Genomic DNA, 26,242 nt, shown 5'->3' on the forward strand with positions numbered 1-26,242 from the left:
CTCAAGATTTTTCCAGGTTGCCCAGAATGTGCCCGTGAACCCGCATGCACACCTTCAAATCCGCCTCGTCGACGCCTTCGAACAATTCGTGGCGCAGTTGCGTGGCAATGGTTTCGATTTGTTCGATCAGCGGCAGCGCAGGTGCGCAGAGCACGATTTTTTTCGCCCGGCGGTCTTCCATCACCGACTGGCGTTGCACCAGGCCCTGGCTTTCCAGACTGTCGAGCAAACGCGCGAGAGTCGGCCCCTCGACGCCGACGCTTTGCGCCAGCTCGCGTTGGGTCGGCGCATCTTCAAATCGCGCCAGATGCAGCAGCACCAGCCAGCGCGCCTGGGACAATCCCAGGCCCGCCAGTCGGCGATCCAGTTCGGCGCGCCAGCCACGGGACATCTGGGCCAGTTGCATGCCAAAGCGGTGTTGATCGGTTAACGGCATAAAACACTCATGGGTAGACTGACAAATAGAGAAAAACTAATTATTAGTCAGCTAAGCATGACATTTGGCTATAGGCAAGAGCCGACCTGTACTGAATCGTTACAACTGCCTGACGGTTGGCGCAAACGCCCTCTTACATTTCAAACTCAGATTGCAACGCAGCCCTGACGCAATAAAGAACGCCTTCCGGAACCCGACCGGCGAACAGCTCGGCGACTTCGGCGACCGACGGCAACTCGCCTTCGCCGTCGAGGAACGCATCCTGCACTTCGCCCATCAGTTCTTCAGGCAGGTCGAGCGCCTGCTCCAGCGACAATTGCTGTTTGCCAATGGCCTCGGCGAGCATGGTGTAGACGTTCTTTTCCGAGCACTGCAATTGCCCGGCAATCTGCATCGGGGTCATGCCGGCGCGGGCCAGAGTGATCAGTTCGTGACGCACGTCGGCCACCACTTTCGGCGCCTCGGCCTCGCCGCCGAGGATCTCGAGGAAGGCCTCGCCGTAACGCTCCAGCTTGCGCGCACCAACGCCGCTGACCCGCGCCATGTCGGCCAGCGAGGTTGGCTGGCTGCGGAGCATTTCCAGCAGCGTCGAGTCGGGGAAGATGACGTACGGCGGCACGCCATGCTCTTCGGCCAGTTTGCGCCGCAGGGCGCGCAAGGCTTCCCACTGTTCGCGCTCTTCGCCACGCACCAGTTGACTGGCCGGGCTCTTGCTCGCGGTCTTGGCGGTGACCTGCGGCTTGAGGTCGCGGCGCAGTTCCAGCGTCACCTCGCCCTTGAGCAATGGCCGACAGGTGTCGCTCAGGCGCAAACCGCCGTAGCCCTCGTGATCGACGTCGGCCAGACCACGCGCCACCAACTGTCGAAACAGCGAGCGCCATTCGCTTTCGCTCAGCGCCTTGCCGACGCCATACACCGACAGATGCTGATGACCGAAGCTGCGGACCTTCTCGTTGTCCTTGCCCAGCAACACGTCCACCAGATGGCCGACGCCATAGCGCTGGCCGGTGCGATAGATCGCCGACAGCGCCTGGCGCGCCGGTTCGGTGGCGTCCCAGGTCTGCACGCCGTCGACGCAGTTGTCGCAGTGGCCGCACGGCTCGGGCATGTCTTCATCGAAATAGGCCAGCAGCGTCTGCCGGCGGCAGCGGGTTTCTTCGCAGAGCGAAAGCATGGCGTCGAGCTTGTGCTGCTCCAGGCGCTTGTGGCGCTCGTCGCCTTCGGAGTTCTGCAGCATCTGCTTGAGCATCACCACGTCTTGCAGACCGTAGGCCATCCACGCATCCGCCGGCAGGCCATCACGACCGCCGCGCCCGGTTTCCTGATAGTAGGCTTCAAGGGATTTGGGCAGGTCGAGGTGCGCGACGAAACGCACGTTGGGCTTGTCGATGCCCATGCCGAACGCCACGGTGGCGACCATGATCAGGCCTTCCTCGTTGAGGAAGCGCTTCTGGTGATAGGCGCGCAGATCATTGGGCAGACCGGCGTGATACGGCAGCGCCGGAAAGCCCTGCTCGCTGAGGAACGCGGCAACTTCTTCAACCTTCTTGCGCGACAGGCAATAGACAATGCCGGCATCGCTGCGCCGTTCGGCAAGGAAGGCGAGCAACTGCTTGCGCGGCTGCTCCTTGGGCACGATGCGGTAGAAGATGTTCGGCCGGTCGAAGCTCGACAGGAAGCGCTCGGCGTTCTGCAAGTGCAGGCGGGTGACGATTTCTTCGCGGGTACGCTTGTCGGCGGTGGCGGTCAGGGCGATGCGCGGCACGTCGGGGAACATTTCCGCCAACTGGCCCAGTTGCAGGTACTCCGGGCGGAAGTCATGACCCCATTGCGATACGCAATGCGCCTCGTCGATGGCAAACAGCGCAATGTTCAGCCCTTGCAGGAACGACAGCATGCGCGGCTGCACCAGACGCTCGGGCGCCAGATAGAGCATTTTCACTTCGCCACGCTTGATCCGTGCCGCCAGATCGCGCTGCTGTTCGGCGCTCAACGTGGAGTTCAGCGCGGCCGCAGCCACGCCCAGCTCTTCGAGGGTGGCGACCTGATCGTCCATCAGCGCGATCAACGGCGACACCACCACCGCCAGGCCTTCGCGCAGCAGCGCCGGGACCTGGAAGCACAAGGACTTGCCGCCACCGGTAGGCATCAGTACCAGCGCATCACCACCGCTGGCCACGCGCTCAATGATTGCACCCTGACGGCCACGGAAACTGTCGTAGCCGAAGATGTCCTTGAGGACGCGTTGAGCCTGTTCGAGCATAAAAACTCCAAAAATCTACCGAAACATCCCTGCACAGGCTGGTTCAGGACAGCCAGGGCTGCTTAAACAAAACGTAAGAGCGCATTGCCAGACCACCGCAATACGAGCAGGGAGCGCAAAACGCGGCAGTATACCCGAGCCCTTCCCGGCGAGGGGTGCCGCTGAGTAGAGTCATTCCTACACCCCTCCTACAGGGATCATCGGTGGATCTGCAGGTCCTGACGGGGCAAATCTGCCATGCGGCTGGCTTGAGCGAGCAAGAAGGCCTAGAATTCCCGCATTGTTTATTCCCCCAAGGTAGCCCCGTAATGTCCTTCGCTGAGCAACTGACCCGCCTGCAAGTCTTTCTCGACGCCGACGAGCTGCACGAAGAGGCGCTGGATTACGTGGCCGCTCACGGTTACCTGACCGCCCTCTCGATCTGTGCAGAAGACGTCCCGGAGCGTGAGTGGATCGACGCCCTGTTCGCCGAAGAGCCGCATTACAGCAGCGAAGCCCAGCGTGAAGAGATCGAAGCCACGCTGATTGGCCTCAAGGCGCACATCGCCCGTCAACTGGCGTCCGACGAAGAATTCGAACTGCCGTGCGACCTGGACCTGGGTGACGACCCGGACGACTCCGAACTGCGCGGCTGGTGCATCGGTTTCATGGAAGGTGTGTTCCTGCGCGAAGCGGCCTGGTTCGAGACCGCCGAAGAAGAAGTCAGCGAAATGCTCCTGCCGATCATGGTCGGTTCCGGCCTGTTCGACGAACAGCCAGAGTTCGAAGACATCGCCAAAGACGCCAACCTGATGGACGACATGATCGTGCAGATCCCCGAAGCCCTGACCGCGCTGTACCTGCTGTGCCAGGCGCCCGACGAAAAACCGGCGATCCTCAAGCCACGTCACCACTAAGATCCGGCCTATGGACAACCCCATAGGCAACCGCTCCCTGATGCTGCGCTACATCCTGCTGGCCATCGGCTGGCTCAGTGTGGCATTGGGGGTGATCGGGATTTTCCTGCCGGTTCTGCCCACTACCCCCTTCCTTCTGCTCGCCGCGGCCTGCTTCGCGCGCAGCTCTCCGCGCTTTTATCAATGGCTGGTCGGGCATCCCCGGCTCGGGCCATGGATCCGTGACTATCTGGACGGCAACGGCATACCGCTCAAGGGCAAGGTCTACGCGATCGGGCTGATGTGGGTGAGCATTCTGTTCTCATGCTATCTGGTGCCGCTGCCATGGGCGCGGGGGTTCATGTTGACCAGTGCGGTGCTGGTGACGGTCTACCTTCTGCGACAGAAAACCCTGCACAAACGCTGAGCGCTCAGCAACCGTTCGTCGAAAAAACCTGCTCGCCTGTCAGATCTGACAGTAGCCAGGCGATCAACTTCGATCCTTAAATCACTCCGTCGCCCATCCCTCGACAGGAGTGTCTGCCATGTTGAAAAAACCTGCGAAAAGAATTCCCGCGTTGGCACTCGCCGAGCTGGAAATCCCCGACAAGCAACCCGAAAAACTGCCTTCCGGTGAGTGGGGGATCAATTGGGCCGCAGCGATGGGGGTACACCCCGAAAAAGGACTGCTGACTTACATTTTGCCATGGAGCGAGATGGGCATCGGTGACGACGTCGAACTGTTGAAGGATGGTAACGTCGTTGCTCAGACCACCATCAGGGAAGCCGCCGAGGTGAATCAGCGCGTGACACTATTCGTCGCCCCCCGGCACGCCCGGACCGGCTCGCATACCCTGAATTACCGAGTTAAACGAATCAATCAAGCGTGGGAACCCCAGAATCCGCCGACCCCAATATACGAAAAACTCGAGATTCCGGGCGGGCAAGATACGTTGCCAGGCCCCGGCCACTCCGGGCTGTATATGTATATCGATCCGGAAATTGTCAATGGCGGCGTGGATAAGGACATCGCTGAAGAAGGCGTGCCGATTATCGTCCGCGCTCAATCCGGTTCCGGCGTGCCTTATCCTGACGTGGCGGTCGGTGACAGGATAAAGGTGACGTGGGGTGGAGTGTTCAAAGAATCCGAACCGGTCACCGCCGAGCAAATCAGTGATCCCGTCAACAATCCGATCGAAATCGTGGTCGACAAAGCCATGATCGAGAAGGCCGGCGATACCGATGATTCAGGCCTTGCTGTGAGCTTCATTGCTTTCGACATCACGGGAAACATCGCAGAAGACTGGTGCACGGCAACCCGGATCGTAGTCTCGGTGGGTACAAATCTTCTGCTCGCCCCTATTGTCGCGCCGGCCATCAACAACGTGCTTGATCTTGAGAAATTAGGTGACGACAACGTCGTCGTTCAAGTGGTAGCCAGAGCCCCGGACTTCAAGCTTGACGACAAAATCGAACTGAAGATGCACGGCACCACGGTAGAGGGCGATCCGATCGAAGCCGTTGCTCCCTTGGTGACCATTGACAACTTGCCACACACCTACGAGTTGGTGATCCAGAACTCGGCTGCGCGAAAGCTGGCAAAAGCCCAAGCCACTTTCTCTTACCGCCTGATACGCGATGGAAGCACAGACCCGCTTCGATCCAAGGGCCAGTTCGTGCAGATTGTGGGCGAACCGGATCAACTGGCCGCACCAACTTTCGATGATGAGGAAAATGGCGCTATTGACCCCGAACTCACTCAAACCGCTTTTCGGATTCCGCACGATCCGATTATTGAAGTAGGCATGGCAATCGAAGTTGAATGGTTCGGCAAGCGCCCAAATGGCACTATCTATAACCCAAGCTTCGACTGGTATTTTCCGGACAAGGACGAAGTAAGCAACGAAAATGGTTTTGTCATTCCTATCGACGGCATACACATTTCCACCCTCAACGGCGGAACTGTCGAAGGGTCCTATACACTGCTGGCGGACGAAGACGGCGAAATCATCAGGCGCCGCTCTCGAACTGCGGCCCCCGTCAACGTCGGCGAACCGCTGTTCGAGCTGGAGATGCCCATCGTTCCGGACGTGCAGAATGGTGGGCTGGAACCCGGCGACCTTCCCGCAGGCGCCACTAAAATCATTGCGCCAAGACCCACCGGTACGCCAAGCAAGTCTGGCGACATAGTCACCTATACGTGGGATGGCGAGGTCACAGGCAAGAAGGAAGACTCCACCACTCTCAACGCCCTCTCGGCCGACAAGGATGTGCCCTTCACGCTGAATGCCGCTTTCGTAGCGGCACACATTGAACCCAACCGCGGAAAGAAGATAACTGTCACTTACCGGATCTGGCGCAAGGAAACCGATACCACCAGCTACTCCAATCCGTTGACCTTTGTCGTCGGCAAGGCAGAGCAACCACTGCTGGAACCAGCGGAAGTGGTGCAAGCCCCCGGTGGAATCCTCGACCCCGCCGATGCCCCGGACGGTGCACCCGTCAAAATTCCCGCCAACCGGCCAGAAAACGCCGGCGATCATTTTTACATGACGTGGGCCACAACGGATGGAGTGACCGTGCACACGGCTGACAGATCCGTCAGCTCAAACAACAAGGGCAAACCCGTCGAGTTCACGGTTGAGCAATCCATCCTGCTCGCCTGCCTGAACAAAGATGTGGTAATCAGTTATTACGTAGCATTGTTGGAGGGTGGCCAGGCCCCCGGTGCGGATTATCCGCTGAGAGTCGAGGCAACGGAGTTCAAGCTGCCAGACGCCACATTCAGGGAGGCAACCGGTCTTCAAAAAGATCAGTTGAACCCCGACGATGTTTATCCAGACGGCGCAACAGTGGTGATACCGGCAACCGCCCTTCTGAAGACAGACGACGAAATCAGGGTAACGGTCGAGGGTCAAACCCCTACCACGTATCCGCATACCGTGACGTCCGCGCAAGCCGACAAAGAGCTGGCCGTGATCAAGGTGCCGCATAGCGTGATCAACGCCAACGACGGGCGAAGCATCGCCTTGAGCTACGAAATCAAACGCAAGGCCGGCGGAACCGATGGTCCTTCCAACCCGACGGTCTACGATGTGCGCAAGGTGATCGGCAGCGGCAAGTTGCGGGTCATCGGGGCGCGTTACAACAAGGGGATTTATCGGGAGAGCAGTTCCAGCTGGCTCATATCCGCCTTCAACGCAGACACCTTGCAACGCGTAGAGGCAGAGTGGAAATATGCTGACGACAGCACCTGGACGACAGCGCAGATCTGGGCCGATACCGACCCGTATGCCCCCTTGCAAGTTCGCACCAGCGACGACCAGGTCACCCTGAACAGAGTCAATATATTTGGCACCGGCGGCCCTGGCACTCCCGCCAATGACGGCGCATTCGTGGCGCTGCGGGACAAGAACAATCTGGCAGCGTGGGGTAACCCATTGAATGGCCAGAAAATCCCGCCAACCTTTCAGACGTTCACCGACATTGCCAGAGCGGCTTGTTCAGGCAATTCTTACGCGGTGATTCGCACCAACAATTTCACCGTGGCATGGCCCGGGACTGCTGGTCAGGGTGGAGAAATGGGCACGGTGGACCCTACGGACTTCAAACTGCTTGCGGGCAACAGCGTTGCAATTGCGGGCATCAAAACCGATGGAACAGTCCATGCCTGGGGCACCGCTGACAAAGGCGGAACCCCGTCCGCCGAAATCCTGGCCTTGAGAGATGCGGTCGAACTGACGCCAGCCGGAAATGCTTTCGCCGTTCTCAGAGCGACCGGCCAGGTGATGGCCTGGGGAGGTGGAGTGGGGTTCGGCGGTGTTGTTCCTCCAGATATCGCCAGCCTGACCGATATCAAACATGTGATCGGCAATGGCTTCGCGTTCGCTGCACTTCGGAATAACGGCAGTGTGGTCGCCTGGGGCGATCCCGTGAAAGGCGGCGCCGTATCCGACGATGTCGCCGGCCTGACCGACATCAAGGCGCTTGCCTGTGCAAATGCTCAAGCCTTTATCGTCATGCTCTTGAGCGGACAAATCGCAGGCTGGGGGCCCTCAACGTATGGCGGCGAACTTCCTGCTGAGATCCGTTCCCTGACGGATATCATCTCAGTCGTCTCCAGTTCGAATGCCTTTGCAGCGCTTCGACACAGCGGTCACGTCGTTGGATGGCCCGCGGCCAATTCGGGTGGCCTGATACCTGACCCGATTGCCGGCAGGGACGATCTTGTTCAATTGGCCGCCACCGCTGGAGCATTCGCCGCAGTGTGCAAAGATGGAACCGTCGTGGCCTGGGGAGACCCGTCGCTCGGCGGAGATACCACGCCCGTAGCGGACAAACTGCTCAACGTCACCGCCATCTACGCCAACCGTCATGCCTTTACGGCGCTCACTTCCGACGGCGAAGTAGTGACCTGGGGCAATGCGCTCGCCGGTGGCGACAGCAGCGCCGCTCAAGACCGGCTAAAAGGCCAGGTGTCGTACTACGCCAATGCGGCCACGCGCGGGCTGGCCCTCAAGGCCAGCCATTTGGCCAGGCTCAACACTCCCTGACATTCTCAACGATGCCTTGCTGTGCGGCGCTCACCCGAGCGCCGCCTATCTGATCTGAGGAGAGGGAGACATGAGCCAGACCAACAACAACCTGCGGGCGCCCTCTGTAGACGAAGCGCCCCTCGGTATTCTGGATCCGCAAACGCTTCCTCCCGGGGGAGCGACCGTCAGGATAAAACCCTGGACGCCCATGAGGTACCTCGATCACGTTTACTTGTTCGTCGGCGATACCTACACCGATGACCTGCCGATCAGCGACGGCGCTGTCGGCAAGGATGTCGAGTTCAAGGTCGACGCTTCGGAATTTGTTGCCGACGAAAATGACATCGTACCGATTCGCTACGAAGTGCAGCTGTATCAGAGCACCCGCGAACCTTCGGACACCCTGAGTCTGAAATTGCAGACGGGTTTCGTCGCTGCCGCCACACTGGATCTGAGCACTGAACACTACGTCGTATCTGTCGACAAGCCCCCGCCTGTGCCTCCGCCGGCGGCGCGCATGACCCGTAAAGCCACGTGGGGCCAGGCGCCCTACACCTACGAAAGCACCGATCCGTTGATCGCCAGTGCCGATGCAGAATCGGGCGAGATCACCGCCCTCAGCAACGGCGCCTGCACGATTCGCGCGACCGACAGCCAGAACGAGAGCCGCGAATACCCACTCACCGTCAAAGGCATTCAGGAGGTGTACTTCCTGACTTATGCCGCGAGTTGGGAGCGCATGATCAGCGTATGTACCGCTGCGGAATTGCAACCGATCACCCTCGCCCAGACAAAACGGCTATGGGCGCTTTATTTCCCCGACATTGGTCCCGTCGCGGACTTCCTTGGGTGGCTGGACTACCCGGTGTGGACCGGCGACGTCCTGGGCGCCGACACCGCCTGGACTTACGACCTCAACGGTTTTTCGGACAAGGACAACGCCACCGGCCAGCTAAAGACCTCGTACTGGCAGGTTTTGGGTATTTCCCAGGCTTGAGCGGCTGCGACCAGAGACTTCTGGAGATCGACATGCGGAACAGGTTGCGAATCAGATGTCTGTTGCTCGGATTGGCGCTGTTCGGCAGTGACAGCCAGGCCGTGACTGGTCCGGAAACCGCTCAGCTGCTCAACCAGCGCTACCAGAACACCCTCACTCAGTGCCCAGGAGGCAATCCGGCGTATTTTTGCAGCGGTGTATTGCTGCGTGGCAGCCAGGGAGCTGAAGAGTTCTGGAAACACAACGCAGACGCCACTCAACTCGGCGCAGAGGGCATGAACTATCTGCGCGCCGACCTCGACACCCGCACGCTGGCGCAAGCATACGGTGCGGTATTCAATGATCAGTTCAGCGCGATCGGCCTGGGCAAATCGCTGGATGTCCTGTGCGTCTATCCGTTCGAATTTCCGATATCCGCCACCAGACCGGAAATGGGCTGCGGCTGGGCCGCCGCCGCAGTGCAACGAGCGCCGGACATCAGTTCCTGCACGGCGCTGGGCGTGACTGACGCACAAGGCTGGCTCGTGCACTTCGCACAGCAATCCAATGAGGCTGTCGCGCAATGCTCACTCAGCAGCCAGAACCCCGCACAGTTCAAGGCCAGCCTGCTTGCACACCAAGGGCTCGACACCACGTGGTCTGCACGGCCGATGCAGGTGCAGGTGCGTAACTGGGACGAACTGGACCCTGCGAAGCTGGCACTGCAAGCATTGTTTTATGACGTGACGCAGATCGGCTCACTGCTCGGAGCACAGAAAGATCAACGCGATTATTTCAAGGCTACCGGTGAGTGGTTGCCGATCCTGCGCATGGATCTCGGCCAACCTGCGGACAGGGTGTTCGGTTTCAACCTTCAGGACCAGTTGTACATCGGCTACGATGTGGTTGCGCGTTTGAATGCGCGATCAGTGGACACGCGAACAACCTGTCTGGGCAATAGCGCTGCATTCCACTGCAGTGGTGTACTGGTGCGCTCGACCAATGTCTCCACCGCCTATCACTCCTGGGATCCCAGTGACAGCTCCATAAACGGCAATGGGGTTTCGTTCACCTACATCGCGGACGGTACACGGATTACCCGCACTTACAAGCCACAGGGGTTCATTGTCCGGGAGTCCTTTGCCCCCTCCGGCAAACCATTGACCGTTCGCTGTCTGTACCCGTTTGACGCCGGCACCTCCGGCTCGGCCGATATCTGTCGAACCCACGGCGGCCAGTGCGAGGAGCTGGGTATCACCACCCGGGAGCTGTGGATTGCACGTTACGCCACCAGCCCCACCCGCACGTGCGCGTTCAACACCCAAGCGCAAAACTTTCAGCTGGCGACCACGGTACGGCCCGACGCCACTGATCCTTGGGGCTGGAACGAATTGATCATGGCGGCGTGGACCGAAGACGATCCGCAACACCTGCCACTCGAGGCGTTCGCCGTTTTCACCCCCTCTCACCAAGCTGGAGACGGGCTGGTAGGGGCTCGATACATTCAACGCGATTATTTCCAGGTCACGGGGCGCTTCCTTCCGGTCGTGCGTGTGCTGTTAACGGCAGCACCTGGTTCGACGTTCACTTATGACGTCGAGGATCAGGCTCTGGGAGATTCGAGCACGCAGGCTTTGTCGACAGCCATCCCGTTCCAGCCAAGGGCGATGCGGGACGACTAGGGTGATAGCCCCGGGATCCAGAACGGCTACGCACGCAGACCATGATCCTGGAACCGTTGGTCGAAAGACCCTGCGCACCTGTCAGATCTGACAGTACCCCTCTCCCCGCCCCTCAGGTTCAATAAAAAACCGTCTGCGATCCCATTGCGTGCTCGTTCAGGAGTTTCGTCATGCTCACCCCCAGTCCGCTTCTGTTTCCCCATATCGACCAGCCCGTCACCCTGGCGCTTCGGCCCATGCAGATCAGCGGCGCAGTCACGCCAGTCGAGGAGGCCGATGGCGGGATCAATATTGCAGTGGTCGAGGAAAGCGCCAGCGGTGTGCTGTGCGTAATTGTGGCGTACCTCGACATGCTGGAGGGTGATGAAAATGTCGTTTACTGGGACGACGTTCCGGTGTTCACCCGAAAGGTTGAAGCGGGGGAAAAAGACACGCACCTGTTCTTTTATCTGGACAAAGCGTTGTTCACCCCCGGTCTGCATGAGTGTTTTTATGAATTGACCCGGTTCGGCGAAACCGCGCCGGACGATCCCTCTGTGGTGTCGCTGTTTTTCGTCAAACTCACCAGCCCCGGTGGCCGAGACAGGGAGCCTCATCTGCCCGACGGGCACTCCGAACTGCACATCGCGCAATTGCCACAGGAAATCATCGATCAGGGATTGATCGACGCGGAGTGGGCAAAAAAAGGCGTTCCCCTCACGGTTCCTGCTTATCCGGAAATCAGGGTGCGAGACACGATTCTGATGCGCTGGGGCAGCCATACCCTGGCGCCGCACCTCGTCACACTCGCGCAGGCGGAAGGCAGGGATCCCATCGTGATCGTCGCCACGCAGGAAGACATTCTGGCCGGTGGCGACAGCGCGGCACTGGAAATCAAGTACGACCCTCACGATGAAGTATGGAACTGGTCTTCCCGGCACTCCAAACGCACGCGGGTCGCCGTCGACGCCGGCGCCTGGCGTCTGGATGCCCCGATTATCAAGGAAGCGGTCAATCAGATCATCAAGATCATCGACTTGAACAGGGAGGACGTCACGGTTCAGGTCCACATCCAGCCCACGGAATTCGCGTTGAACGACTCAGTGAAAATGACCTGGATCGGCACCCCCCTCAGCGGAAAACCGTTGATTCACACCGAAACCAAACTGGTGGAGAACATTCCGAGCGTCATGGAATTCAAGGTGCCGTACGCGCAAGTCCGCGCCATCGCCATGGGCCGTGCTGATGCATCCTACGTGCTGACGAAGGCAGACGGGAGTCCGCCGTTATCCTCCAAACGCGAATTCGCCGACGTGGTGGGTGACGTTTCGATGCCGGACGCACCGACGATTGTCGAGTTGCTGGGTGACATACTCGAGTCGGACAGGCCCTACGCTACGGTACTGATCAAGTACCTGAGCATTGCCAATGGCGATCTGGTCGCCATTCACTGGATAGGAAAAAAGTCCAACGATCAGCCCTATGTCCATGAATTCACGCACACCGTCAGTGCCAACGAGGCGAAAGAAGGCTTTTTCACTGCTTACGTCGACGCAGAGCACATCGGCGTGCTCGACAACGGCAGTCTCGATCTTTGGTACACCGTGTCCAATGACAAGTCGGAGCTCTTCGGCGTCAGTGATTCAGAGCATCTGCTGGTCAAGGTGCAAGCCGTCACCGCGACACTGACCAGGCCCGAGGTGGAGGAAGCCGACAAGAACCCCGATGTGCTCGACCCTTCCAAAGTCTTCGATGTCGTCCACATACTCATTGAAAATCCGCCGACGCAAAAAGACGACATCGTGACCTGGTACTGGCAGGGAACCCATCCTCTGGGCAGCATCAGCGACCAGTTGCCCATCACCTCGCTCAGCGCCGGCAAATCACTGCGATTCAGAGTGCCTGCGGAGTATGTGATTCAAAATATCGGCCAGTACGTCAAGGTGCGATATACGCTATGGCGCCCCTCCACTCAGCGCTACGAACATTCTGCAGCGCTCGAACTATTGATCGGCGAACTGGTCGGCGAACTGCCCCGGCCCAAAGTGCTTCAGGCCCCTGATGACATTTTGAATCCAAAGGACGGCCTCAACGGCGTCGATGTATGCGTCAGTTACAAAAGCATGAAACCCGGTCTGGATACCATCAACCTCAAATGGCTCGGCACACCGGGTGCTGGCACCTCAACTGATCTTGAATTGCCGGGGGATGCCAGTGGAGCCGTCACTTTTCGTATAGCCGGCTCGGTAATCGGCGCCAACATTAACCGCCGTGTGAGCGTCGAATATGGCGTGACACGCTATGGTTTCACCACTCCCTCCGAGTCACTGGACTTGTATGTTTCCAACTTCGAGGATCCTGAAAACGACTGGCCCCGTCCGCAAGTACCTTTGGCAACCAGCGATGTTCTTGATCTGATGATGTTCAGCGGCGATGCGAAGGCTCTCGTATTGAAATGGCCGTTCATTGCGCTCAAGCAACGCCTCTGGCTAAGGCTGGAAGGCAAGACAACGGCGGGCAGCGACTACGTCATCCGGATGCTCGATGGCGACGAGATCACTTCGGCGCAGCTCAGCAGCGGGCTGAATGAAGTTTTGCCCAGAAGCGAGTTGATGAAACTGGGGCATTCCACACTAGCAAACGTGATTTGCAAAGTCTCGCTCGATGGCAGCGCTCAAGAAGCCGATGCGATTGAGTTTCCGAGATTGCCGCTGACGATCAGAACCCGATACGACTGGGTGACGCCTGCCATCACCCGCGTGACAGATGCCCGTGGCGACGTACTCGAAGGGGGGAAAACCCGTTACAAGGAGGTCACTGTCAAAGGCACTGCAACTCGCGATGAAACAGTTGGACTTTTCGATACAGTTTCGACATCCCTGGGCACTGCGCCCGTAGATGAAACAGGCGAATGGACCCGCATCATCAGCGGTTTGACCGAGAAACCCTACAGCATTACCGCCAAGGCGTTGTACGACGCCGATCCGGTCACCAGCAATCCCAGGACCTTCGAGGTCAAGTTCGCTGAAACCCCGGAGATCAACACAGTGACCGACTCCAGAGGCCTGGTCGCACCCGACGCCATTACCTACGACAGCAGTGTCGCGATCGAAGGCAGCGCTACACCCAACGAGCAGGTTCAGCTTCATCAAAGCGGGACGCCAGTCATCGACCTTCCTGTCGACAAAAACGGAATCTGGCGGCATACACTCTCCGGATTGACGGTAAAAAGTTACGTACTCAATGCCAAGGCGCTTTATGACATTCAGCCAGAGCTGAGTCCTCCCTATCCTTTTCGCGTAGGGCAAGCCGTCACACCGACCATTTCTCGCGTGGTCGATGTGAAAGGCGACGTCGAAGCGGGCGGGACGACCTACTACAAGAGTGTCACGCTGCACGGTAAAGCCAGTCCCAATGAAAAGATCACGCTTAGCGATGTAAACACTGCGATAGACACGGTAGACGTCAAACCAAGCGGCGACTGGGAATATCCCTACAGTAACCTGACGTTAAAAACGTACAGTCTGACGGCCAAAGCGGAGTACGGCAGCGAACCCACATCTGCACCACCGAGGGCGTTCACCGTTGCCGCGTTCATTTCCCCGAGCATCACCTCGGTGACCGACAGCAGAGGGACGGTCAATCAGAACGGAACCACCTATGACTCCACGGTTGCGCTACTGGGACAGGCAACGCCCAAAGAACAGATTCAGGTTTACAACAAAGGCACAGCGGTCGGCCCGCCTGTCACTGTCGATGCCGGTCGGCAATGGCGCTCGACTGTCACAGGGTTGGCAGTGACATCACACAGCCTGACGGCAAGAGCGCTCTACCCCGTTGATCCGGTAGAAAGTCAGCCGTTCAAATTCAATGTGGCCGCCCACACTCCAGTGACGATCACGTCTGTGCACGATGGCATCAGCGAACTGCCGAACAATGCGGAAACCAAAAGCACCTCCGTCACGCTGCGAGGAAATGTCACCCCTGATTTCGAGGTGCAAATCCACGACAACAACTCGCCCAAACACACGGTACGTGCCACAGGCAGTACCTGGACCACAACACTGGGCGTAGGGCTGGGCCAGCACTCGATCACGGCGAAGGCAGTGAGCACCGGGCAGTTCTCGGTGGCGCGCACGTTCAGGGTTATCTCACCGATTCCACCACTGAACTTCAACACCAGCCCGGTGACGTTGAGCGGCAAGATCTACCTGATTCCCAACAACCCCGAAGTCCTCCCGGCATTCGGTCCGGGAACGTCAGTGCATCACCAGGCATCCGGGGGACAGCCCGCTTATATCTATACCTCCAGCAACACGAGCGTGGCTTTCGTTGATCGCTCATCTGGACTGGTCACGGTCAGAGGTCGCGGTTCTGCAACCATTACCGTCACAGATGCAGCCAACCAGTCAAAGAGCTACACCGTTACAGTGACAGGCGTCATTCATTGTTTGGGATTCGGCAATAGCAGGTGGGCGGATGCGAACAATGCGGCAATCAGTCACGGATATCGATTGCCATCGATGGGTGAACTAAGAGAAATATGGGCTCTTTACGCTGGGAGGTGGCCGATGGGTTCTCATTTCTACTGGTCGAGTGATCGGGCCGTGTCGTTTCCCTATGTCAGTTATTACGTGAAACATCTAGGTGGCGGATCAGAAGGGCATTTTGCGAATTACAACTATGCAAACGCTGTAGGGATCAAATGAAGCACCAGCGATCACTCGAATGCGAAAAGCAAAACGCCTCGCGGACTGCGAGGCGTTTTCCAATACTCAGCGATTACCAGCTATACCTCACCCCCACATTCCCCCCCCAAGGCTGCTCAATATGCTCGCCATTGGCGTAATCCAGATCGACATGCACCTGCCATTTGTCCGACATGGCCACCGCCACACCAGCGCCGAACTCCGCCCGTGAACCCGACAGGTCGTTGTTGAACACGTTGTTGTTGACCTGCACTTCGTTGTTTTTGGCAAACTCGTGAGCTATCGCTGCACGTACATAAGGTTGCGCAACGGCACCATTGCCAATGTCGAAGTTGCGCCCGACCGTGGCGCCTGCCTTGCCCAGGAAAGAGCGGGTACGATCACCATCGGCCTGCATGTCGTTGTCCAGGCTGAAGCGTTTGCCCTGGATCTGCGCTGCCGAAAACTGAACGAAGGGTTCAATGAAGTAATCGTTGCTCAACTTGATATGACGACCGCCTTCAACCGATGCGCTGACACCCCAGTTATCGTAATCGCCCTTGGCACGCGTGCCGTCGCTCAAACCGACCTTGGCTTCGTTCCGGAAACGGTTGAATTTCAGCACACCGTCAACGTAGTAACCGGTGTCGCGGTCCATCCACGTCACATACGGCCCGAAGTAATAACTCTTGACCGTGCCCGAGGTGCCATGTTCAAGACTCAGATCGGACTCACTAAAGCCCACCATCACGCCCCCCAGTACATCGCTGTCATTGAGTCGGGCGTCGGCCCCGAGGGAAAGCCCTTGCTGGTTCTGCTTGTACGCCACACCGGAACTTTCGGACACGTTGTACTGGTTGCCATAGGTGCGTGCCCAGGCGCCCGACTGGCCACCGTTGAACCGCAACTCACCCATGCGGCTGCGCAATGAGCTGGCTTCGCCGTACAACAAGGTAATCGGAGAGTTGAACAAGGCCAGTACCGCACTGGCGCCGGGGCTGATCACTTGGGTGGTCGGGTCGAGGAACCATTCCGTACCGCCCGTTCCACCTTGTCGTTGGGCCAGGTCATAGGACCAGGTACCGAGATCCACTCGCCCGCCCGTCAAAGCAAATTGCGCATCACCAGCGGCGGTGCGCACCAGAGTCAGTTGCTGCGGATTCACGGCATCCAGACCGGACGCCGCCACCAGCAACCCGAACGACCCGGTCGCCACACCAGTGACATTGAGCAAGTCATGCTGGCCCGTGGCGAAGTTGCCCTTCATCGCGAAGGTGCTGGAACCGTCCGGCGAGCCGGCGAGCGTACCGACGTTCAACTGGTAGAAGGTATTCGGTACATCCTGCGCACCAAAGCGAACCGTCCCACCACTCATCGCGAGAGTTCCTACGGTGTCGTTGCCCGTCAGGGTCCAGATCGAACCGCTGTTGACGGTCACGCCATCGACCTTGTCGAGACGGCCGGTAAACTGCGAACTGTTCTGCAGGGTGACGTTGGCGGTCGAACCGCTTTCGACCAGCACGTCGCCGGTCATCCGACCTTGATCGAAGGTCAGGTTGCCGGTGCTGTTGCCGGCGATGTTGATGTTGCCTTGCAAGTTGCTGTTGGCGACGGTCATGGTGGCGGTGGAGGCGCCCTGGACGTCGAGCAGGTTGTTGTTGCCGGCGAGCAGGCTGGCGCCGTTCGACAGGTTGATGGTGGCATGGGTACCGCTATCAACCAGAACTGCTGAGCCATTGACCCCTTGTACAGTGGCGTTATCCAGCGAGAGCGAACGGGCGCCGACATTGTCCGTGTCGTTGACAATGCGCACGCCTGTCGCCTGACCGGTGATGACAGACCCGGCGGAGGCGTTGAGCGCACCGCCAAGAAGATTCGCACCAATGCCATTGCTGCCAGTACCGGTCACTTGCGTATTGACCAGCGACAACGTGCTCAGCCCCGTGACTTGCGCACCGAAAACATCACCACGGATCTGACTGTTGGAAACATCCACGGTGGAGCCGCCAGCGGCAATTGAAGAGCGGTTGACAGCCAGACCGATATCGTCGCTCGTCACATTGGCCTGGTTGATGGTGCCCCGGCTGCTGGTAATCAATACGCCTTCGACGCCGGGATTACTGACGACCGTAGCGCCGTTGATGTTCAGCGTCGAGCCGGACTGAACGGTGATCGATTGGGTGGTGGCGCCATTGACGTTCAACACACCCCTGTTGCGCACCAGATAATCGATCGGTGCAGTCGTTGCGTCGATATCCAGTGAAGTGTTGTTGACGATAACAGCCGCCTCTACTCCATTACCGAAAAAAGAGAATGCAGGTATGAATATAAACGCACCCAACGTGCTTTTTACAACGGGACCATTAAACCAGACACTCAACGCCTTCATGACTTGTCCACCTCCACAACCATTACAAAAAAATGCAAGAAGCATCTGCATGAAAAATCGAGCGCGAACAGTAGTCGGATCCCCCAAAAAAAACTGTAGGAAAAGTCCGAAAGCCAAAGAGGAAATAACCCGAGCACTACCGCAAAAAAACGGGAGGTATTGAACCTCCCGTCTTCCTCACTTAAATCGGGCAAGGATTACCACTGCCTGATTCCATATGCACCCTGATAAAATCGCTGGACTCCACCGGTCTTCCATCAATATCAGCCACATAACTGACCTTCCCCCACGCACTGCCTGTTGCAAGCAGTTCCTGATAACGGATTTTCAAAATGAACCCAGCATCCACCTCCTGATCGGTAGGTGTGTAACTGAAAACGTAATTTGTATTCGGCTTTTCCGTAGCGCCCGCCTCATCGGTATAACCTTGATAAACGCAAGACAAGGTCTGACCCTTCAATTGATTCTCCCCACCTGCAACCAGCGCGTGAGCACACTTGACAAGGACGGCATCTGTTCGTAACGAATTACAGTTGAGCAGAGGAGGATCAAAATCATCGTCCCTATATTGAAAGGTTACTGCTGGCGCTACGCTTGGACGAATGAACACCTCAACCTCCCGAGGCAATGAAAACTCTTCGTTATCGTTAACAGCTGGATTGGTCAACTTGTAACTTACCGGTAGTTTTGCATCATTCCCTCCAAAGTCGACAACCGACCATTCAATAGTCCACTCCAGCTCACCGGTCTCCGTTCCATCCAACTCGATAACACCACCGTCCGCTTGGGAAACTTCTACGCCCTTCCAGATAAGTGTCGCAATGTCCCCATCTTTCACATTATCAAAGACTGCCACCTTCACTGATACCGTCTGGTCTATGTCGTCTTCAGTCAGAACGTTTGGAGGATTGCCTCCTTGCCCTTGAACTGTCACCGGAGCGAGATCCGGGTTAGGGTTCTCCCCCCCCTCTCCTGGACCAGGCCTGCGAAGATCGACATCAATATCTTTTGTGAGAGGCCCTGTTAATGGATGTCGAGCATTCCCGCGCTTTATCTGATAGCTGGTAGTAATCGTCTTGGGGCCAAGGTTGTCGTTGAACAGTGCAGCGTAAGTAATATCCAGATAGTAAGGAAAACCTGTAATTGGAACAGCCTTTAATGTGGTGCCATCAACGGTAACTTCCAACTCATCCATGCCATCGATGAAGTTGGTGTACTGAGTTGTTATACCGATCCCCAATGGCGTCCGGGCATCCGCCAGATCTACCAGTTTAATGGGAGTATCATCATCAAACAGCGGGATATCAGGTGGGAGCAATCCCGCAGGAGGATCTGTCAGCGATATGTTGACCTTCTTGAATGGAGAAGGTGCACTCGGGTTACCCTTGCGGTCATCCAACGTATACCAAAGTTCTTTTTCGCCTTCCTCCTTTCCAATGTGGTCGCTGGTCAGATCGAAAGTTACCGGTGTAGTTGTATCTGGACGCTCAAACTCTCCAATCAAGACAGCACTTGGCAAACTGACTCCGAAGTAACAGCGAACGGTATCCTTGATTTTTTTTGTAGGGTATTCAGGAATACCCACCACCACAACACCACCATTGTTATCTAGATAGGTTTTGGTAATACCAAACTGCTCCACTTCGGGCGGAAGTGTCACCAAACCATTTGGAGTAGGAGCCTGGGTATCAATATTGATTATCAGAGATTCTACCGGATCAGTATTGCCACCATGATTTAATACATAACCCAGTTCATGCGAGCCTGGATCGACCGTCAAACCCTCAGGGAGCACCAGATCAAATTCAGTTATTGCCGAATCAATCGGCGTGGTGTAGTTATATTTAGTTCCTCTACGCGTAGCATCCCAGGTCAACTGTAAAAAACCCGGTACTGAATTGGGATCATCTGCCTTGGGAAAGCGAGGAATCACAACCTTGAGTGCAGCGCCCCGAAGACTGCTGTGCAATTGATTTGGCAAGTCATCGGCTTCGTCGCCAAGTAGAGGATTATCCGCATGCAACCTGGGTGGTTCCAGATCAGCGACAGCCATGCTTTGGCGAACCCTGAGATAGCGTGCACGATTCTCTGCGGGACTTAACGGTTTAAAAATGGTCATTGTCATTATCCTTTCCAAATTTAAATAGCTGGCCAAGGGTGCTATAAGCCTGCACCAGCATTCATTGAAAACTGACAACTTTCAGGGAACTGCAAAAGCCTCAACAGCAGTCAGCACAACTTATGTCAGCGTCCGGCAACTCAAACGATCCGGCGCCACAGATATTACTTCGAACAAAGATCCACATCCGGCCCGCAAACTGCGCCGCTGGGCATTGTTCTATTGATAATTACAAAATCGAATTTCGATACTCCACGACCGCCATTACTTTTTCTCAAAAAGTACTGACAGAGCGCCGACCCGTTATTCACCATGGGCTCAATCAACCGTTGATAGTCCGTCACCAGCACGTCAAAGCCATTGCGTGCCTGATCAAGAGTCAGCTTCGTTTCGAACGAGTCCGCGACGCCCGAAATAGGAGAGGTACCGTTGGGGCCCTGACACCCTTGCCAACGCAGCTCGACAATATCGTTCTCATCGAACGCGTCATTACCCTCGATATGAACTTTCACATGCACCCACAACCGTGGGTTGGCGCAGCAATCGAGGAGCCCTTCCCGCCCGCCATCCGGGAAGGTTGGTTCGGGCATATTCCTGATGATGACGATTGCCACGTCCACCCGAGTAGTCGGGGCCAGTTGCTGGTTCACACCGTTATCGGTGAGGTAATGCACAGGCAGCGCCGGATTTTCCTTGTCCTGGTCGATAAACTCCCAAGGGATGCTGAAGGGAATTTTTTTCCCGGCCGTATCACCGGGCTTAACCTCATACTCCGCGACGGGTGCGCTGATGGCTCCCCAGAACAGAAAGACCTTTTCCCCTGGCAAAGGGTTGTCATGCAGCGCCAGGTACCCATCGGCGTTTAATTCATAGTCGTCGGGAAGCAGCTTGTTCAGCTGTTTTGAAACGGCTCCGTAAATCTCGACCTTCGCCAGCCTGGTGTTCAACAGCGCAGGTGCATCGAGGTGGTCTTGACCCGCGACCGTAAAGTTGAAGGGCACGGTTGTTTCCGGTGACGGCGGCGTCGGCGTCCCGCCCCGACTGACGCGATAGTCGATACGTGCGTCCATGGGACCGAGCCCGTCGGCCGTCAATGTTGACCAGGTCACGGCCGCGATCTGTACCGGCTTCGAAGGATCGACATCGAGCGGTGCCAGATCATGACCATTCCACTGAATCAAAAGCTTGTCGGAGGCATCCGGGTTGTCATAGTTATCGATTTCGACCGTAACAGCCTGCTGATTCGAAGCCCCTTCGCGGGCATGCTCGCGGTCGATCAATCTCCTGGCCGATAACGGCACACGTGGCGGGTTGAGTTTGCCGGGCCCGGGTTTCAAATCGACGAACACCGGCAACGTAGTAGAGCGCGGTCCGATGTTGCCGGCCCAGTCCCGCAACTTGTAATAAAAGTAACGTGGGCCGTGTCCCTTGGCCCGAATGTCCGCTTCATAAATCGTGATGATCAGTTGCTTCTGATCGATGTCCTGCTGGCTGAATGCTTGCTCACGTATTTCCTGTTCGGAGTCCGGCGGATTTTCTTTTTCGGTCAGGAAATAGATCGCACGATCCCGTGCCCTGGCATCCGGATAGAACGGGACTTGAAACCGGACCTCGCCAAAACGAATGAGATAGTCATCGGTGATATCGCCCGGAACGTTCAGCATGATCAGGGCTGTCGGTTGCTGATTATCATTCGGGGGGACCCGATCAACCGTCACGCGTTTACGAAAGGAATACTCCTTGTTCCCGCCGTAGTCCAACTGGTAGGACAAGTCATAAGTGCCAGGATCCAGCTTGTCCTGCGGGACTTTCAAGACCTTCTCCCCCGGTTCATCAAATGCCTCGCGGTAGACCTCAGTGAAGGGGCCGCCCTCAAATACCCAACTGATGATAATGATGTAGGGGATCGGAGCATCGAAGTAAGCCGGCTTCCAATTGGGGACAATCACTTTCACATCATCGTTCAGAGCATTGCGCGGCAGCAGCCCATCGGGGCTCTCGTTGCCATTTTCATCCTTGAGAATGACGGGAACCCCGGGCTTCTCCAGGACGGGATCTACAGGATCAGCCAGCTTTTGAGTCATCGGCATTGCAGACGCCCTCTCACGATATCGACCCACGCTCCCAAAACATCTGCCTGTTATCGGCAGGTTGAGGATTCATTGCTCTGAAGTGATTTAACGGCGTTGTATATTCGCTGGCTACTGTCAGAAATTACAGGTTTTGCTACCGTTCGTCGGAGATTGAGACCGCTGTCACCTTGCAGAACGGCATGAACAGAGCGGTTCAACAAACCGGATCGGAGCCTGAATCAGGCTGCGCATCCTAGCGCCAATGCCCGGTACCTCATCGCCCCGGTATCGACAGCGAAGAACTGCTGGTCGATGGGTGCGAGACACTGAACTCGGCCAAGGTCATGGCCAATGACTTTCCCGGGCCGATGGACGGATTGCAACGGCATGTGTTGTCGAGGATTGCGCAGCTGATCATGCTGGGTGGGCTGGCGGTGAATCGGGTGCCGGATAATCTGCAGTTGAAGGCTGAGGCGCCGCTCTCGCCTGAGCAAAGAAAAACCCGCCGTTCCAATCAGCCGGAGCGGCGGGTTTTGTCGTTTCAGGCCTTGATCAAACCGTGTCCACTTTCAGCGAATGATCATTCAACATGCCGCTGATGATCGTCGCCGTGTCGTGCCCACCGGCTACCACTCCACCCGCCCCTGGCGTTACACCGTAATGACTGGCGAGGTTGACGCCGGCGAGGTCGATGGTCTGGTTCGGCGTGGCGCCGGCCAGGCCGCTGACGTCGATGCTGGTGAGCACCGAGGCGCCGCTGCCAGTGACGGTGAAGTGCAGGTAGTCGTCGAGCGACGCGGTGGTGCCGTTTTCACCTTGCAGCAGTTGCGACAGGTCGAGCTTGTCGGTGCCCGGGGTGAAGTCGGTGATGGTGTCGTGGCCAGTGTTGCCCTTGAGATACTGGAAGGTGTCCGCTCCCGCTCCACCGGTCAGGGTGTTGTTGCCCATGCCGCCGATCAGCAGGTCATCGCCACCACCACCGTTGAGGATGTCATTGCCCAGCCCGCCGTTGATCACGTTGTTATTGTTGTCGCCGGTCAGGGTGTCGTTGAAGTTCGAGCCGGCCAGGTTTTCGATGTTGCTGATCGTGTCGGTGCCGGCGCCGATGGTGTTTTGCGCACCGAGCAGGCCGAGGTTGACCGTAACCCCGGCGGTGGCGTGGGCATAGCTGACCGTGTCGATGCCGGTGCCGCCGTCGAGAATGTCGTTGCCCGGGCCGCTGTAGAGCAAGTCGTTGCCCGCACCGCCGTGCATCTCGTTGTTGCCGGAACCGGCGGTCAGTACGTCGTTGCCGTCGCCACCATTGAGGAGGTTGTTGCCGGTGCCCGCTACCAGAATGTCATCCCCGGCAGTACCGGTGAGGGTGTGGCCATCCTGATAGGTGATGCTGACGTTGGCGGTGTCGCTGCCGCCATGGTTATCGTTGGCGGTGTAGGTACCGTTGAAGTCCGGCGTCACGTCGTGGGCGCCGGCGTAATTGACCGTCATGGTCAGTTGGTAGTTTTCCGCTGCCGTCGGGTTGCTGCCGCTGGTGTTGCTGATGTTGGTCACGTGGATCTGGTACGTACCGTCGGCGCTGGCGGTGATGGTGCCGCCGTCGGCGATGCTGACGAACGCGCCGCCGTTGACCGAGTACTCCATGGTGACGTGGCCGGCCGCCAGGTTGTGATCCAGGTTGAGGGTTTCACCCTGCTTCAGTTTGACGGTGATCAGGTCTTCATCGTTGGCATTGGCGTTGGTCACCGCACCGAGGTAACCACTGACCACCAGCACCGCGGTCATCGCGGCGGTGTTCGCCGCGAACGCGTTACGCACGTCGGCCAGGTTCTGGTTGGCCGCCGTGTTGCTGGTGCCGTTGAACGTGATCGCGCCGGTACCGGTGAAGTCCGCGCCCTTGGCCACCCACCCGGTGTTGAAGGTGGTTGGTGAGGCGTTGAGCGGGTCACCGTCCGGGTCGGTGTCGTTGGCCAGCAACAGTTCGCCCGGCACCGTGACGCTGCTCGACAGCACGTTGGTGATGACGTGGTCGTCCACCGCCACTGGTGGCGAGTTGGGGATCACTTTCACGGTCAGCGTCGAGCTGGCGAGATCGCCGTCATTGTCGCTGAGGGTGAAACCGATGTTCTCGGTGATCACCGTGGTCGTGGTTTTCTGCGAGGTGTAGCTGTAGTCGCCGGTGTCGAGGTTGATTACCAGGGTGCCGCTGTTGTTGGTGGCGATGCTGATCGTGTTGTTCACGGTGTTGAACGTGCCGTGGTTGGTGCCGCCGCTGGCGGTCAATGAACCCTGGCCGCTGTTGGCGCGCGGGTCATAGGTGTAGGTGGTGCCGTCGACCACGATGGATTTGATGAAGCCGCCATCGGCGCCGAAGGTACCGCCCTCGCCCAGTAGCGAACCGGTGACTGGCGCACCTTCCACAGTGCCCGACAGCACCGAATTGAGCTGATTGAGGTCGGTGACGACCACCGCGTTGGTATCGGTGTGGCTGATACCGTCATAGGCCAGCGGGTCGAGGTTGGCGTTGCTCACACCACTGCCCAGGCCGATGGCGTAGTTCTTGATGCTGTTGGCATCGAGGAAGTTCTTCAGCGCGGTCTCGTCGGCGGTGCCGATTTCCTGGCCGGTGGTCGGTTTGCCATCGGAGAAGAAGTAACCGACGTTCTGCGCCCCGGTGAGTTTGCCGGAGGTATTGAAAGCGGTTTGCATCATCGCCACCGCCGCATCGTAGTTGGTGCCGCCGCCCGCCGTGAGGCCGGCGAGAATCGACTTGGCGGTCGCAACGTCAACCCATACCGAGGTCCTGTCGGTGGCACTGCTGCTGAAGGTGACGAGTTGCACCTTGACGTCGCCGAGGTCGTCATATTTGTCGAGCAAGGCACTGATCGCCTGTTTCGCCAGATCCAGCCGCGACAGACCCGGCACGCCGGACGGGTCGACCATGCTGCCGGAAATATCGAGGACGATCAGCAGATTGGAATCGATCTCCACCGCCGCCACCGAGCGGTCCGACGCCACGGCTTTGGGCACGTCATCAACGATGTTGACTACGAGGGTGCTGGTGGTGCTGTTGCCCAGCGCATCGGTGGCTTTGTAGGTGAAACTTTCGCTCAGGGTGTTGGCGCCGTCGTTGGCGTTCGGCGTGGTTTTCGGTGCCGAGGTCAGGGTGTAAGTGTAGGTGCCGTCGGCGTTGAGCTGGATCTGCCCGTAGGTGCCGGTGGCGCTGCCGACCAAGGTATAGGTGATCGCCCCGCTGCCGCCGGTGACCGCACCGACCAGCGTACCGGTGGCAGTTTCGCCGGTGTTGCTCGGGTCGCTGCCGGTGACCGTGCCGGGCGCCAGGTCCTGGCCGTCCTTGGTCAGGTCGAGGGCTTTTTCGTAGACCGTCACGTCCTGATCGACCAAGGCCACCAGTTTGCTGTCAGCGACATTAATGGTGAGGGTAGTGGTGCTTTCGTCGCCGTCACCGTCGCGGATGGTGTAGGTGAACGTGTCGGTGGCGCCCGGTGGGCTCACCGAGTTGGGGTTGCTGTGGTAAATGGCGTTGCCCGCCGCGTCCAGCGTCAGGTAGCCGTAAGTGCCGTTGATGTTGCTGTTGAGACCGCCGATCGCCGAGCTTGAGGTATCGCCGCCGGCGCGCACGCCAACCACAGCACCACCCGCCGCTGCGCCGTCCGCACCGGTGACATCATTGCCCAACACACTGACATTCACCGTACCGCCCTCCACCACCGATCCGGTGTCGGCCTTGGCGGTCGGCAAGTCATCGATGATGTTGACGTTGATCTGCCCGGAAGCAGTGCTGCCGTCGCCGTCGGTGGCGACCACGTTGAAATTCTCGGTGAGGCTGTTGGCGCCGTTAGCAGTCGGATGAGCCTCGTTGTCCACCAAGGTGTAGCTGTAACTCACCACGCCCGTGGCCGGGTTGTAACCGGTAATGGTCAGGGTGCTGCCCAATGGCGTGACCGCCGATTGCGGGAAGCCTGCGGCCACACCATTGCTGACCACGGCGATACCACCGACAGTGAGGGTTTGCAGGCCATCGAGCGCAGTCACGGTGAACGTGCCGCTCTGGGTCAATGCTGATGGATTCGGGCTGCTGCCGTCGCTGAGATTTTTCTCGTAGACCGTCAGCTCGCCGCCGTTCACGTCGAGACCGTTGAGGACCACTGGATCGTCGTTGTTGTGGATCTGCAGCACCAGATTCGCGGTGCTGGTATCGCCGTCAGAA

General features: G+C 58.0%; 13 protein-coding genes. 7 read left to right on the forward strand and 6 right to left on the reverse strand.

What is annotated here, in order from left to right; genetic code table 11:
• Position 1: 1 nt before the first annotated feature.
• Positions 2–436 carry a MarR family transcriptional regulator gene (locus tag ACM6HV_RS02095; protein WP_027613988.1) on the reverse strand — a complete coding sequence of 145 codons (435 nt, stop codon included), beginning with the start codon at positions 434–436 and terminating at the stop codon, positions 2–4.
• 133 nt (positions 437–569) lie between these two features.
• Positions 570–2,699, reverse strand: a complete 2,130-nt coding sequence (gene recQ, locus ACM6HV_RS02100; protein WP_145593115.1) for a DNA helicase RecQ — start codon at positions 2,697–2,699, stop codon at positions 570–572.
• Positions 2,700–3,007: 308 nt separating this feature from the next.
• On the opposite strand from recQ, the gene ACM6HV_RS02105 reads away from it, so the two are divergent.
• From ACM6HV_RS02105 to ACM6HV_RS02130, 6 genes are all read left to right on the forward strand, one after another.
• Entirely contained in the window at positions 3,008–3,595 is a 588-nt protein-coding gene (locus ACM6HV_RS02105) for a UPF0149 family protein (RefSeq protein WP_414903260.1), read from the forward strand.
• A gap of 10 nt (positions 3,596–3,605) precedes the next feature.
• On the forward strand, positions 3,606–4,001 hold the full coding sequence (locus tag ACM6HV_RS02110) for a YbaN family protein (protein WP_145593116.1): 396 nt from the start codon (positions 3,606–3,608) through the stop codon (positions 3,999–4,001).
• 118 nt (positions 4,002–4,119) lie between these two features.
• Positions 4,120–8,127: an RCC1 domain-containing protein gene (locus ACM6HV_RS02115; RefSeq protein WP_414903262.1), complete on the forward strand. Its 4,008-nt coding sequence runs from the start codon at positions 4,120–4,122 to the stop codon at positions 8,125–8,127.
• 70 nt (positions 8,128–8,197) lie between these two features.
• Positions 8,198–9,106, forward strand: coding sequence for a hypothetical protein (locus tag ACM6HV_RS02120; protein ID WP_414903264.1), 909 nt, complete (start codon positions 8,198–8,200; stop codon positions 9,104–9,106).
• 32 nt (positions 9,107–9,138) lie between these two features.
• Positions 9,139–10,767, forward strand: a complete 1,629-nt coding sequence (locus ACM6HV_RS02125; RefSeq protein WP_414903266.1) for a hypothetical protein — start codon at positions 9,139–9,141, stop codon at positions 10,765–10,767.
• Positions 10,768–10,937: 170 nt separating this feature from the next.
• Positions 10,938–15,455 (forward strand): Ig-like domain-containing protein, encoded by a 4,518-nt coding sequence (locus ACM6HV_RS02130; protein ID WP_414903268.1) that lies wholly within the window; start codon positions 10,938–10,940, stop codon positions 15,453–15,455.
• Between the two features lie 73 nt (positions 15,456–15,528).
• Here the strand turns inward: ACM6HV_RS02130 and ACM6HV_RS02135 are convergent, their stop codons facing one another.
• From ACM6HV_RS02135 to ACM6HV_RS02145, 3 genes are all read right to left on the reverse strand, one after another.
• Entirely contained in the window at positions 15,529–17,655 is a 2,127-nt protein-coding gene (locus tag ACM6HV_RS02135) for an autotransporter outer membrane beta-barrel domain-containing protein (RefSeq protein WP_414903270.1), read from the reverse strand.
• Between the two features lie 349 nt (positions 17,656–18,004).
• On the reverse strand, positions 18,005–19,942 hold the full coding sequence (locus tag ACM6HV_RS02140) for a hypothetical protein (RefSeq protein WP_414903272.1): 1,938 nt from the start codon (positions 19,940–19,942) through the stop codon (positions 18,005–18,007).
• 164 nt (positions 19,943–20,106) lie between these two features.
• Positions 20,107–22,032, reverse strand: coding sequence for a hypothetical protein (locus ACM6HV_RS02145; protein ID WP_414903273.1), 1,926 nt, complete (start codon positions 22,030–22,032; stop codon positions 20,107–20,109).
• Between the two features lie 308 nt (positions 22,033–22,340).
• Between ACM6HV_RS02145 and ACM6HV_RS02150 the strand changes: the two genes are divergently transcribed.
• Positions 22,341–22,613 carry a hypothetical protein gene (locus ACM6HV_RS02150; protein WP_414903281.1) on the forward strand — a complete coding sequence of 91 codons (273 nt, stop codon included), beginning with the start codon at positions 22,341–22,343 and terminating at the stop codon, positions 22,611–22,613.
• Here ACM6HV_RS02150 and ACM6HV_RS02155 read toward each other — a convergent pair.
• Positions 22,567–26,242: beta strand repeat-containing protein (locus ACM6HV_RS02155; protein ID WP_414903275.1), on the reverse strand; the 3,676-nt coding region annotated here is incomplete at its 5' end. The two genes, ACM6HV_RS02150 and ACM6HV_RS02155, sit on opposite strands and share 47 nt — an antisense overlap.

It is taken from the genome of Pseudomonas sp. IT-P260, assembly GCF_949768395.1.
GTDB classification, from domain to species: Bacteria; Pseudomonadota; Gammaproteobacteria; order Pseudomonadales; family Pseudomonadaceae; genus Aquipseudomonas; species Aquipseudomonas parakoreensis.